Consider the following 13,929-nt stretch of genomic DNA (forward strand, 5'->3'; position numbering starts at 1 on the left):
ATTGAAATATCTATATGAAAAAAGTTTTCTTGTTCGTGATAATAGCGGCTTTTTTAGGAGCGGGTTCTGCTCTGGCTGTTGGTTGTGCTGAGGTGGGTAAGAAGGTTGCAACCCAAGAGAAAGGGGTTCTCGTCCGTTCAAAACTGGTTGTTGAGGATGGAAGGGATGTGTGTGCAATTGTGGTTGTTATCCCAGCTCGTAATGGTGAAAAGTTGCGCCGTGTTGAGTTTTTCGTTCCTGCTGGTTAATCGTTGGCAGATGGTGTTTTGATGCGTATTTTAATTGTTGAAGATGATCGGAATCTTCACCATCAATTGGCAGAAGCTGTAAGGCGTGCAGGATATGTTTCCGATAGTGCTTTCGATGGTGAAGAGGCTTATTTTTTAGGCAGCACAGAGTCTTATGATGCGGTGATCCTTGATATAGGTTTACCGCAGATTGATGGTATTTGTGTTGTTGAAAAATGGCGTCAAGAAGGGCGTACCATGCCTGTTTTAATGCTAACAGCACGAGATCGTTGGTCTGATAAGGTGTACGGTATTGATGCAGGAGCTGACGATTATGTTGTGAAGCCATTTCATTTGGAGGAAGTGATGGCGCGTTTGCGGGCGCTAATTCGTCGTGCGACGGGACATGCGACAAGTGCTTTATGTTGCGGAAATGTTTTGTTGGATACGAAGACATCTCGTGTTTTTGTGGATGGTCAATTAATTAAGCTAACATCTTATGAATTCAGGCTTCTTTCCTATCTCATGCATCATTGTGACAGGGTTATTTCAAGAACGGAGCTGACCGAACATCTTTATGATCAGGATTTTGATAAGGACTCAAATACAGTAGAAGTTTTTGTAGGGCGGTTACGCAAGAAGCTTGGCGTGGATTTGATTGAGACTATTCGAGGAATGGGGTATCGCGTGAGAACGCTAGGTGATGAATGAATGTTTTTAAAGAGGATAATTGGTTTCAGAGGTTTTTTTTTGTAATTACGCGATCCCTCAGTTTACGTGTTATGATCTTATCAACTCTATGGGTTGTTATTTCTCTTTTATCGATTTCTGCTGTGAGTATTTTATTTTATAAGCGTTCAACTGAAGAGAGCTTAGAGCGTATCCTTTCTGCTCAACTCTACAGTTTGATTGCAACAGTGACGGTAGCACCAGAAGGCACTTTGAGAGGAGGGGCTGGGATTGATGACATTCGTTATGCTGATCCAACAACGGGATGGTATTGGGAAGTTATTGCTATATCCCATAATTTAAAAGGAAGATTGACCTCCCCCTCATTGGGAACAGGAGAGATATTTACACCCAGTGAGATCGATATACCTTTTGACAATAAATTCTTTCGCTCTTATCGGATAAAGGGAAACAATGATCAAAAGCTACAAGTGATTGAGAGTGATGTCGTTCTTGATAATAAAAATCATATTGCACGTTTTCGGCTTGTTGGGAATATTGATGAAGCGCATGCCCAAGTAAAGGAATTTAAGCGAACTTTGCAAATTTTTCTTTGGAGTTTTGGTTTCGGGAGTGTCCTGATTAATATTGCTCTTATTTTCTTTAGTTTTCAACCTTTAAAGCTTATTCGATGCGCATTGAATGATATTCGAGAAGGCAGAGTTCACTATGTGAATACCGATTTAGTTAGCGAAGTGATGCCGCTTGCTCAAGAGATGAATGCTCTCATTAAGAGTAATCAGCGTATTATTGAGCGATTTCGCACACAGGTTGGTAATCTCGCACATTCATTGAAGACACCTCTGTCTGTGATTATGAATGAGACAGATAAGATGTGCGGAGAAAAGGCTTGTTTGTTAAGAGAGCAAACACAAATCATGCAAGCTCAAATCAATCGTTATCTTCAGCGGGCGCGGATTGCAGCACAATGCGATAGTATTGTCTATCATACATCTATTCGCAGTGTATTTGATCGTTTAGTGCGGGTTATGAAAAAGCTTAATCCTGAAAAACAAATTGAATTTATTATGGATGTTGATGATATTGTTTTTTCTGGAGAGAAGGAAGATTTAGAAGAAATTATAGGGAATTTGATTGAAAATGCTATTCAGTGGTCTCGCGCAAAGGTGTTGATCTCTTGTTGTTTAGAAGAAAACGTTGAAGAAGAAAAATATTTTAGTATCCTAGTCGAAGATGATGGTCCTGGTTTAACAGAAGATAAAATTGATGAAGCGTTAAAAAGAGGACGGCGGTTTGACGAAAGTAAACCGGGGACAGGTTTAGGATTAGCGATAGTTTTAGATATGGTCAGTGAATATGGTGGCACTCTCTTTTTATCGCGTTCTGTCTTGGGAGGACTGCGTACAAGAGTTTTATTACCTAAAATGGGAGAATAACATATTTTCTTCTTAAGCAGGAAATGTCTATAGAGTTTGTAAAGAAATATTTAGGCAATACAAAAAAGTAGGGAGACATTTCAGAAGATTGGTCTTTAATAATCACAATATGAAATAAAGAAATCAACAAGAGATTTTACGATGTTCCTCATTAAAAGATGAATTTTTATCATTTCACATTACTCTTCTTATGAAGAGGATAAGAGATAAGCCCGTTATCTTCTGTTCGTATTGGAAAAAATAATATGCTCTTCCTTATTTTTGCAGCATTTTTTCTCACTTTTCTGGCAATTATTCTTTTTCTTTCACTAAGTTTTGACGATGGGGTGAAGAAAAAGTGGCAAGTTCAAACCATGGATGGTTATAGACGTCATATGCATATGGTTGAGTCTCATAAGCTTTGTAGGCATTATAAAAAAAGAAATATTCCTAAAGCCTTAAGTGTTTTTTTTGTTCTTCTTATGACTTGGAGTATCTATGGGCTAACAGGCAGCCCAGAAGTGAAAAGTTATTTTTTTAGCGAATTAATGGATAAGAATCCTAAAATTCTCAGTAAGCAAGAAAAGCTTGTTCGTCTGCAAGTACTTTTTTTCCGCTCCCCTCATGATGGCAAGTTAGCCGATGCGTTAGCGGTAGGGTATCTCGAAGAAAGCTATTTTCAAGAAGCTGTGAATACTTATTTAATTGCACTTCGTTTGAATGGAGAAACAGCCCCAAGGCTTGTAGGATATGGTTTAGCATTGGTTGGTTATGAAGGGGGAGTGATAACACAAGAGGCGCAAAATGCTTTTCAAAAAGCAGCAGATTTAGCGTCAACAGATTTTTATCCACGCTTATTGTTGGCCGATGCATTGCATCAAGCCGGAAAAACGGTGCAAGCAGTACAGTTTTTACAAAGCTTTCTTGATACAATGCCTGAAAATTTTGCAGGACGCTCACGGGTTGAAAAAATGATAATTCAGTTACGGCCTTCATCAATTAAACAGACAAAGAAAAGTGATTATCGCTAATTGAGATAGAGAAAAGCTATTGAGAACGACAAGAGTCGTAATCATCTTAGAAGTGGGAGGTCTATGTTAAGGAGGTTGAAGAGTAGAAATGAAGAATATCGAGAGCGCGGCACAAGTCGTTATAGATTAAATAAAAATTGGTGTAAAAACTAAAAAAGGAAGAAAGGTATTGATAAGCTTGTTGGCAAAGGTGAGGTATTGGATAAAACGTTGCACCTATAGAGAAGATGTGCAAAGCTCTTTAAAAAATAAAATATGGATACTTATAGAACGTGTTTAAAATTTTTCTCAAAGAGTGTCGATGAACAATCAGTCTTTAAAGAATTCTGCTTCATTGAAGCTTATTTTAAAACAGAGAAAAAAAAAGCGCTTACTAATCATCTTATTGTGTTGTTTGGTTATGGCAATTGCAACAAGTCTCATTGTGTATGCAATGCGTCATACGGTCAGTTTTTTTAGAATGCCCTCTGAAATTACAAGAGAAGATATTTTAACTGGGCGTCCTTTGCGTTTGGGCGGTTTTGTTGAAAAGGGGACCGTTCAATATGTTGAAGAGAATGGCGTTATTTTTTTTATAACGGATAACACAAAACATGAAAAAGTGTTTTTCAATGGTGTCTTACCGGATCTTTTTCGTGAAGGTCAGGGGGTGATTGTAGAAGGGAATTTCGATAAACAGGGTTTTTTTATAGGGACACGTATTTTAGCAAAACATGATGAAACTTATATGCCTAAAAAAACTGCTGATCGCTTGAAAAAACCTTAAAGTGTGGAGAAATAATTCAATTGTGCTTGTCGAACTGGGTCATATTTTTTTAGCTGCAGCATTTGCCGTAAGCTTATTAGAAGCTTTTTTACCTGCTTTAGGTTTTTGGAGGCAAGAGCGTTTTTTAATGCAAACAGCGATCCCTCTAACATATATCACTTTCATATTATTGCTCTTATCTTTTTTAGTGATGATTTACGCTCATGTCGTATCTGATTTTTCTGTTTTGAATGTTGTTGAGAATTCTCATTCAGAAAAACCGATGCTCTATAAAATCACGGGTGTTTGGGGCAATCACGAAGGCTCTATGTTATTATGGGTTTTAAGTCTTGCTTGTTTTAGTGCATTGATGGCCTTTTTTAGCCAATATTTGCCAGAAGATTTTAGGACACTCATTTTAATTTGCCAAAGTTGGATGACAAGCGCTTTTCTTTTATTTATTCTTTTTCTATCCAATCCATTTTTACGTATGAATCCACCAGCATTACAGGGAAAAGATCTCAATCCTCTTTTACAGGATATCGCATTAGCGATTCATCCCCCCCTTCTTTATTTAGGTTATGTTGGTTTTTCACTGTGCTTTTCTTTTGCCGTTGCGGCATTGATTATGGGACATATTGATAGGAATTGGGCGCGTTGGGTTCGTCCTTGGCTTTTACTTTCTTGGTGTTTTTTGACATTGGGGATTATGATTGGTTCCTATTGGGCTTATTATGAATTAGGATGGGGAGGCTATTGGTTTTGGGATCCCGTTGAAAATGTTTCTTTTATGCCTTGGCTTTCAGGAACAGCTCTTTTACATTCTACTCTTGTTCTTGAAAAACGAGGAATATTGAAAAGTTGGACTTTGTTTTTAGCATTGCTCACTTTTTCTCTTTCTCTTATGGGAACGTTTCTTGTTCGTTCGGGACTTTTAGTTTCTGTTCATAGTTTTGCTGTTGATCCAGCACGGGGGCAAGCAATTCTTGCACTTTTATTTTTTTTTACGGGAGCAGCTTTTCTTCTTTTTGCTTTGCGCATTCCTCTTTTAAAAACAGAAAAATTTTTTCAACCAATTTCGCGCGAAGGATTTATTGTTTTAAATAATTTGTTACTGACAACAATAACAGCAACAGTATTGATTGGTACGCTTTATCCTTATTTTATTGAGATACTAACAGGGCAAAAAATTTCTGTAGGGGCTGCTTTTTTTAACCTTACCTGTGGACCACTCATGCTTTTGCTGTTGTTGCTTGTTCCGTTTGGATCAATGATGGCATGGAAACGCGGTGATTTTCTCGCGGTTTTTGAACGGTTGTGGTTTGTTTTTATCTTGGTTGGTTTTGTCTGTTTTATAATATTTTATGCAACATCTGTGCGTGATATTTTTGCAGTTTTAGGGATTGGACTTTCAACATTTGTTTTTTTAGGCAGTTTAGCTGATCTATGGGGAAAGAGTGGATATGGCAAAAAAGCTTTTTCAGTACGCGTTAAGAGATTTCTTGGATTGCCATGGTCTGTTTTTGGAGCTGCAATGGCACATATGGGACTAGGCGTTACATTATTGGGTATTACTTGTGTGGCAAGTTTCAGTCAAGAACGTATTTTAACCATGAACATAGGAGAGTGGGTGACGATAGCGGATAAAATGCTTCATTTTGATACCATGCATGACCGTTTTGGTTCGAATTATTCAGCAATGGAATTTTATTTTAAAATATATGAAAATAAAAAAATCGTGGGTCATGTAACAGTCTCAAAGCGATTTTATTCAAGCCAAAATACATCAACAACAGAAGTTGGTCTTAAAAGTTATGGCTTATCGCAGCTCTATATTGTGCCGGGAAATCTCGATGATCGGGGTCTTGTTGTGCACATATGGTGGAAGCCTTGTATAATATGCATTTGGTTAGGGGCATTCATGATGGCTATGGGAGGATGTCTTTCTCTTCTGGGGTATTGGTTTCGCACTGGAGTGTACAAGAAGGTGCTTCTTGCTTTAAATTTGGGGAGAAGACATTGAGATGAAAAAAATTCTTTGGATTTTATTTTTTTTAATCGCAACATTTCCTTTTCGATTAGCGATAGCAGTAGAGCCGGATGAGATTTTAAAGGATACAGCTCTTGAAACGCGAGCGCGCGATATTTCATCACATTTACGTTGTCCGGTTTGTCAAAATCAATCAATTGATGATTCAGATACTTCTCTAGCACGAGATCTAAGGCTTTTAATTCGGGAAAAACTAAAAATGGGCTATAGCAATCAGCAAGTGATTGACTTTCTTGTTGAGCGATATGGTGAATTCATTCTTTTAAAACCACCATTTAATAAAACAACTTGGTTTTTATGGTTTTCGCCTGTGATTATTATGGTTATTGGTGCAAGTGTCATATTTTTCCAGTTAAAAAATTATAAGCGTGAGAAAAGAATAATCGTAAATGCAACTGAGAAAAAACAGTCAAGAACGCCATTGCAATAAAAAAGATATGACATAGGAGGGAAATTTTAGCGCATCTGTAATGAGCGATCAACCTTATTGTAATTAACTTGGAGGATACTGAAATCTTACAAAACTTTAACAATTTAGACAGAAAACGGTAAGGTCTGGTATTTTATAAGCGATCATATTGGGATAAAAGGTATGATTGAATAGGAGCATAGAGTAAATGTTAAAAAAAACTTTCTTTAAAACATTTGTCGCGGTAAGTTTTTCTGCAATATTGGAGAGTGCACTGTTTTTTAGTGGATGTGCATCAAGCTTATGGACGACAAAGGCTCATGCAAGTTCTGTATTTACTTCGTTAGTGCAACAACAGGGATTTGCAGATATCGTTTCTCAAGTGAAGCCAGCGGTTGTTGCAGTGCAAGTAAAGAGCAATAAAAAGAAAGAAGATTGGTTCTTTAGCAATTTTTTTAGTGGTCCAGGGATTGATCAATTACCAGATCAACATCCTTTAAAAAGGCTTTTTAAAGAGTTTTATGATTTTGATAAGCCTAAAAATAAATTTCCCCAACATTCACAGAGACTTCGTCCTGTTGCTTTTGGATCGGGTTTTTTTATTTCATCTGATGGTTACATTGTGACCAATGATCATGTAATTTCTGACGGGACAAGTTATACCGTTGTTCTTGATGATGGTACAGAATTGAATGCAAAGCTCATTGGGAAAGATCCCAAAACGGACCTTGCAGTTCTAAAAGTAAATGACAAAAGAAAATTTTCCTATGTTGATTTTGGTGATGATTCAAAGCTTCGGGTTGGAGATTGGGTTGTTGCCATCGGGAATCCATTTGGTCTTGGTGGAACTGTGACAGCAGGTATTGTTTCGGCACGTGGACGAGATATTGGCACGGGTGTTTATGATGATTTTATTCAAATTGATGCCGCTGTTAATAGAGGAAATTCTGGAGGTCCAACTTTTGATTTGAATGGCAAGGTTGTTGGCGTTAATACGGCGATTTTTTCTCCTTCAGGAGGCAATGTTGGGATCGCTTTTGCTATTCCGGCAGGGACAGCGAAACAAGTTGTGCAACAACTTATCGAAAAAGGTTCAGTTCAACGTGGTTGGCTTGGGGTTATGATTCAGCCAGTAACAAAGGAAATTTCTGATTCGATAGGTTTGAAAGAAGCAAAAGGTGCTTTGGTGACTGATCCCTTAAAAGGACCAGCAGCAAAGGCTGGTATCAAGGCAGGTGATGTCATTCTTTCAGTGAATGATGAAAAAGTTAATGATTCTCGTGATTTGGCAAAGCGTATTGCCAATATGAGTCCGCAAGAAACCGTGACTTTAGGGATTTTTAGATCCGGTAAGGAGGAAAAGATCAAAGTTAAACTTGCTGCGATGCCTGAAGATGAAGGTAAGAAAGAAAGTTCAAAATATTTAAATGAACGTGGTGATTCAGATGAAACATTAGAAGACTATGGATTAATTGTTGCTCCTTCTGACGATGGTTTAGGGTTGGTTGTAACGGATGTGGATTCGGATTCAGACGCTGCAGATAAGGGAATCCGCCCAGGTGATATCATTGTGACAGTGAATAATAAATCTGTTAAAAAGACCTCTGATATTACCGATGCAATAAAGAATGCCCAAAAGCTAGGGCGAAAAGCTGTACTCCTACAAGTGCGAACAAATGATCAAAATCGCTTTGTAGCTCTTCCAATTTTCAAAAAATAGCACTTTATTATGAGTGGGACAGAAATTTTGTAGATTTCTGTCCTACAATGCAATTTTATAAAAATAATGGAGATGCGTTTTATGAAAATACTCGTTATCGAAGATGATCGTGAAACAGGACATTATCTCGAAAAAGCTTTTTGGGAGGTAGGGCATTCCGTTGATGTTGCCTATGATGGTGATACTGGATATGCTTTAGCTGAAACAGAAAATTATGATGTTATGGTTGTTGATCGAATGCTTTTGCATCGTGATGGGCTTTCTATTATTTCACAATTGCGTGCTAAAGGCAATGAAACGCCGGTTCTCATCCTTTCAGCTTTAGGGCAAGTTAATGATCGTGTGACGGGTTTGCGTGCAGGGGCAGATGATTATTTGACAAAGCCTTATGCTTTTTCTGAACTTCTTGCGCGTGTTGAAGTATTACAACGGCGGAAGAATCCTAAAGAAGCAGAAACTGTTTATTGCGTAAGCAATCTTGAGCTTGATCGGTTAGCGCATACGGTAAAACGGGGTGATAGAAACATTCTATTGCAACCACGAGAGTTTCGTTTACTTGAATATTTAATGCGCTATGCGGGGCAGGTTGTTACACGCACTATGCTTTTGGAGAATGTTTGGGATTATCATTTTGATCCGCAAACAAATGTCATTGATGTTCATATATCTCGCTTGAGAGCAAAAATTGAAAAAGATTTTGACGCTCCACTTCTTCATACTGTGCGTGGCGCTGGGTATATGCTGAAAGCACCAGATAATAAAGCATGAATCGTTTAATGAATATAATGCGCACGACAGCGCTAAGGCTTTCAGCACTTTACATTTTATTGTTTGGCTTGGTGGCAACAGGACTTTCTATTTATATGACAGCATTTTCTGCTTCTCTGTTAAAAGAGCAGACTGAACAGGCTTTACATGAAGAATTAAAGTATATTGAAAATGCTTATAATTATGGGGGGCTCTCTTTATTAATACGTACGATAGATTATCGTTCAAGACAACCAGGGGCATTTCTTTATCTTGTCACGGATCCTATGGGGCGTATTTTAGCAGGCAATGTAGCACGTATTGAATTAGGTCTTTTAAAACAGAGTGGTTTTATTTCTACCTCATTTTTATATTCACGTTTTGGAGAACATGGCAAAGCAAGTGAACATCGCGCTTTGGCAGTTGTTTTTGATTTGCCTAATGCGATGAAGATTCTTATAGGACGCGATTTGGATGAGCCAGAACGTTTTGCAGCGGTTATTCGTAAAGCTGTGATTATTGCACTTGCTGCAATGGTGGGAGGTGCTTTACTCATATGGTTTTTTGTTGGCAGGAGAGCTTTACAAAGGATTGATCAGGTTACGGCAGCATCACGGCGCTTGATGGATGGTGATTTTAGTGGGCGGTTACCAGTTTCTGGGGTAGGAGATGAGTTTGATCGATTGTCAACAAATCTTAATGTTATGTTAGACTGCATTGAAGAGTTAAATATTGGTTTACGTCAAGTATCAGATAATATTGCTCATGATCTGAAAACACCTTTAACGCGTCTTAGAAACCGTGCTGAAGAGGCGCTTTCGGGAAACAAGACAAAACTTGAATATCGTCAGATCCTTGAGAGTGTTATTGCTGAATCAGATCAACTTATTCGTACCTTTAATGCGATTTTAATGATTTCACGCATCGAAGCGAGCAGTGCAATTGAGCATCTTGAGATGATGAATATGAAACTGATCCTTGAAGATGCTGTTGAGCTTTACGAACCTTTTGCTGAAGAGTCAGGTGTTTTACTTCAGTTAGGAGATGTATTTGATAAAGAGCTAAAATTGAATCGTGAACTTGTTGCGCAAACAATTTTTAATCTTATCGATAATGCGATAAAATATGCATCTAAAGATAGAGGAAAAGCGAAGGTTTGCTTATCAATGGAATATCGTGATGAACATTTATTAGTTGTTGTAAGCGATAATGGACCAGGAATAGCAGAGGATAAACGTGAAAAAGTAACAGAACGATTTGTTCGTCTTGAAGAAAGCCGTACACAACCTGGTTTTGGGATTGGTTTAAGTATAGCAAAAGCAGTTATGAAGCTGCACGGGGGTGAATTGTTACTTGAAAATGCAAATCCAGGGCTTAGGGCTGTTTTGTTATTTCCTTAAAGATATTTTCTTCACTTTTTTCTTTTTATACGGAACAACTCTTTTAAAAGTATAATGCAATAGAAAGGAAGGCAAAATGCTTTTCAAGGGAGATCAGACAAAAAAAGCTTTTTTTAAAACACAGCTTCTCCCTTTATGCCCACTCAATGAAAGTGGTTCGCAATGGTTAAAAGACTTGAAAGAACAAGCAAAGAAAGAAGGTTTAGATCCGCTTGTTTCCATCATTTTAGAGAATGGACCGCAGATTGATTTTATCCGTGCAGTTATGACCTTATCTCCTTTTTTGCGTGAGGTTTTACTTGCTGATCCATCCTATCTTAGTCCTTTATTGCATGTTGATATAGAAACAAGGCTGAGCGAAATTATCGATGATATTACGGTTATTGATCAGGATAAATCTATAAATGAAACTTCATTGATGGCCGCTTTAAGGCGGAAAAAACGAGAGGTGCATGTCCTCATTGCTTTAGCTGATTTGAGTGGTGTTTTGACTTACGAAGTGTCATGTTCTTGGTTAACGCGTTTGGGTGAAGCTGCATTAGGTGTAGCATTGCGTTTTCTCTTAAGAGAAGCACATGATCATGGTAAGATCAATTTGCTGAGCCGTGAGAATCCAGAAAAAGACTGTGGTTTAATCATTTTAGGGATGGGAAAATTAGGAGCAGGAGAACTTAATTATTCTTCTGATATTGATCTTATTGTTTTCATTGATGAAACGTCCCCTCATATTGGTAATCTTTTTGAAAGTGTCGACGTATTTTCTAAAATGGTACGCCGATTAATCCGTATCATTCAAGAACGCACTGCTGAAGGATATGTTTTTCGTCTTGATTTTCGTCTTCGTCCAGATCCAGGATCAACACCTTTGGCCTTACCAGTAAGGACTGCCTTGCGTTATTACGAAGGGCGTGGACAAAATTGGGAACGAGCCGCTATGATTAAAGCACGTCCAGTTGCTGGCGATAAGAGAGCAGGTTTTAATTTTCTTAAAGAGCTTTTTCCCTATGTGTGGCGAAAATATTTAGATTATGCGGCGATTGCTGATATTCATTCGATCAAACGTCAAATTCATGCGCATAAAAGCTACGGTCAAATTGCAGCTTATGGCCATAATATAAAGTTAGGTCGTGGTGGTATTCGTGAAATTGAGTTTTTTGTTCAGACGCAACAACTTATTGCTGGTGGACGTTTTCCTCAATTACGTGGACGTCAGACAGTTGCAATGTTAGCAGAACTTCACACGCTTGGTTGGATTAGTGAGAAAACGAGAGATAGTCTTATAAAAAGTTATGCTTTTCTAAGAAATGTAGAACATCGTATTCAGATGCTTGCGGATGAGCAAACGCATATTCTTCCAAATGATATTTCTCAATTCACCAGTGTTGCTTATTTAATGGGTTATCACGACAGGAGCAGTTTTATCCGTGATTTATTAAAAACACTTCAGGTTGTTCAAAAACACTATGCAGCACTGTTTGAGAATGAACAAGAACTTGGCTTAGAAATTGGCAATTTAGTTTTTACAGGAGAACAAGATGATCCGGAGACATTAATAACATTAAGCCATTTAGGTTTTGAAAGAGCGAGTGATATTTGTCGTATTATGCGCACCCTCCATTGTGGTCGTTATAAAGCAACGCAATCTGCTGAAGCGCGCGAGAGATTGACAGAATTAACCCCAGCTCTGTTGAAAGCTTTTGGCGCAACAAAACGAGCTGATGAGGCGATGTTGCGTTTTGATAGTTTTTTACAGGGCCTACCTTCAGGAATTCAGCTTTTTAGTCTTTTGCAGTCTAACCCCTCTCTTTTAGATATGCTTGTCTTGATCATGGGGGCTGCGCCACGTCTTGCGGAAATTATTACACGTAGATCGCATGTTTTTGATGGAATGTTAGATCCCAATATTCTTTCAGAATTACCGACAAAAACTTATTTAGAAAAACAGCTTGAATATTTTCTTGAAGATGTCCTTTCTTATGAGGAAATTCTCGACCATTTAAGAATTTTTGCAGATGAACAACGTTTTTTGATTGGAATTCGAATTTTGAATGGTACAATTACAGGAGAAAGAGCAGGTTTTGCTTTTACTGCGCTTGCTGATCTTATGATTACAAAAACATTTTCTGCTGTTCAAGAAGAGTTCTCTCATCTTCATGGTTGTATTAAAGGCGGACGTGTTGGCATATTGGGAATGGGAAAACTTGGAAGTCGTGAATTAACCGCAGGTTCGGATGTTGATATCATTTTGCTTTATGAACACGATGATGATGCAGAAATATCTGATGGAGAAAAGCCTCTTTACATCTCTCAATATTATACGCGTTTAGCACAGCGTCTCGTTTCTGCTTTATCCACACTGACAAGCCAAGGTGTTCTTTATGCCGTTGATTTAAGGTTACGGCCCTTAGGCAATAAAGGACCTGTTGCTGTTTCTTTTCCATTTTTTAAAAAATATTATCGTCAAGAAGCATGGATATGGGAATATCTTGCTTTAACAAGGGCTCGAGGGATTACAGGAGATCCTGATTTTTTACAAAAGCTAGAAAATGAAGTGTGTACGATTATTGCTATTTCTCATAATAAGGATAAAGTTGCAAAAGAAGTGTATGAAATGCGCTCTTTGATTGCAAAAGAAAAGCCACCTAAAAATCAATGGGATTTTAAAACGATGTCTGGTGGCATTATGGATTTGGAGTTTATAGCTCAATTTGCTCTTATTACGCATGTCATTGAGTTTCAAATTGGAGCGACAACAGCGGATATTTTAGACTACTTACCGAACAGTTTTCTTAATCCGTCATCTATTGCTGATTTACATTATGCCCATCGTCTCTATACAAATTTGAGTCAAATTATACGGCTTTGCTTAAATGATCCCCTTGATCCCAATGATATGCCACTTGGATTAAGTGATCTTTTGCTCAATAGTGTTGGGGAACCTGATTTGCTTCGTGTTGAAAAATTAATTGCAGAAACGGGGCAATTGGTCTGTTCAGTTTTTATAAAAATTATGAAATATTAAATTATATTTTATAATAATTTTATAAAAGCATTGAATGTAATTTTTAGATAAAATCTAAACAGATATTATAGAGTAATAAAAACTGCTCATTCCATTTTTATATATTAAGTTCGATATTTCATTATATGCTTGAGAGCTTTAAAGAGTAAAAATTTTTTCTATTGGTTTTTAAAGTGTGATGAAAGAATTTTTCTGTTAAATGAGCTTATTCTAGGCATTATTCTTTATATAAAAAGCAATATAGTGATAACCTTTTAGTGAGTGATCCTCTTTAATGAGGGGGATGATAGAAGCATATGGCTTATTTATAAAATAGCAGTCTATCAGATATACTTATGAATTGAGGGATCTTTAATACAAGAATAAGGGCAAGAGTGTTTTTATCACACAGCTTTAGATAACCTTTTATAGAGGTAGCGGCTCTATATGGTTTCTTATAACACTAATATTACGAAGATGTTTTAGTAAATAAG

The 13,929-nt window shown here is 37.5% G+C and carries 11 protein-coding genes; all 11 read left to right on the forward strand.

Going from position 1 to position 13,929, the window contains the following annotated elements; translation table 11 throughout:
- Window positions 1-14: 14 nt before the first annotated feature.
- Window positions 15-248 carry a hypothetical protein gene (locus tag HWX04_RS05430; RefSeq protein ID WP_175869175.1) on the forward strand — a complete coding sequence of 78 codons (234 nt, stop codon included), beginning with the start codon at window positions 15-17 and terminating at the stop codon, window positions 246-248.
- Window positions 249-269: 21 nt separating this feature from the next.
- On the forward strand, window positions 270-938 hold the full coding sequence (locus tag HWX04_RS05435; RefSeq protein WP_175869176.1) for a response regulator transcription factor: 669 nt from the start codon (window positions 270-272) through the stop codon (window positions 936-938).
- Window positions 935-2,353 (forward strand): ATP-binding protein, encoded by a 1,419-nt coding sequence (locus HWX04_RS05440; protein ID WP_175869177.1) that lies wholly within the window; start codon window positions 935-937, stop codon window positions 2,351-2,353. The genes HWX04_RS05435 and HWX04_RS05440 overlap by 4 nt, the downstream gene beginning before the upstream one ends.
- 245 nt (window positions 2,354-2,598) lie before the next feature.
- The gene (locus tag HWX04_RS05445; protein WP_175869178.1) at window positions 2,599-3,363 is read left to right on the forward strand and encodes a tetratricopeptide repeat protein; all 765 of its coding nucleotides are present in this window, start codon (window positions 2,599-2,601) and stop codon (window positions 3,361-3,363) included.
- Window positions 3,364-3,664: 301 nt separating this feature from the next.
- A complete protein-coding gene (ccmE, locus tag HWX04_RS05450; protein WP_175869179.1) occupies window positions 3,665-4,129 on the forward strand; it encodes a cytochrome c maturation protein CcmE in 465 nt (154 codons plus the stop codon).
- A 22-nt stretch (window positions 4,130-4,151) separates the two neighbouring features.
- The gene (locus tag HWX04_RS05455; protein WP_175869180.1) at window positions 4,152-6,131 is read left to right on the forward strand and encodes a heme lyase CcmF/NrfE family subunit; all 1,980 of its coding nucleotides are present in this window, start codon (window positions 4,152-4,154) and stop codon (window positions 6,129-6,131) included.
- 1 nt (window position 6,132) lies between these two features.
- Window positions 6,133-6,588: a cytochrome c-type biogenesis protein gene (locus HWX04_RS05460; protein ID WP_175869181.1), complete on the forward strand. Its 456-nt coding sequence runs from the start codon at window positions 6,133-6,135 to the stop codon at window positions 6,586-6,588.
- Window positions 6,589-6,775: 187 nt separating this feature from the next.
- The gene (locus HWX04_RS05465) at window positions 6,776-8,287 is read left to right on the forward strand and encodes a Do family serine endopeptidase (protein ID WP_175869182.1); all 1,512 of its coding nucleotides are present in this window, start codon (window positions 6,776-6,778) and stop codon (window positions 8,285-8,287) included.
- An 81-nt stretch (window positions 8,288-8,368) separates the two neighbouring features.
- Window positions 8,369-9,055 carry a response regulator transcription factor gene (locus HWX04_RS05470; protein WP_175869183.1) on the forward strand — a complete coding sequence of 229 codons (687 nt, stop codon included), beginning with the start codon at window positions 8,369-8,371 and terminating at the stop codon, window positions 9,053-9,055.
- Window positions 9,052-10,434: a sensor histidine kinase gene (locus HWX04_RS05475; RefSeq protein WP_175869184.1), complete on the forward strand. Its 1,383-nt coding sequence runs from the start codon at window positions 9,052-9,054 to the stop codon at window positions 10,432-10,434. Before HWX04_RS05470 ends, HWX04_RS05475 begins: the two co-directional genes overlap by 4 nt.
- A gap of 76 nt (window positions 10,435-10,510) precedes the next feature.
- Window positions 10,511-13,456: a bifunctional [glutamine synthetase] adenylyltransferase/[glutamine synthetase]-adenylyl-L-tyrosine phosphorylase gene (locus tag HWX04_RS05480; protein WP_175869185.1), complete on the forward strand. Its 2,946-nt coding sequence runs from the start codon at window positions 10,511-10,513 to the stop codon at window positions 13,454-13,456.
- Window positions 13,457-13,929: the final 473 nt, after the last annotated feature.

It is taken from the genome of Bartonella gabonensis, assembly GCF_903679515.1.
Lineage (GTDB): Bacteria > Pseudomonadota > Alphaproteobacteria > Rhizobiales > Rhizobiaceae > Bartonella > Bartonella gabonensis.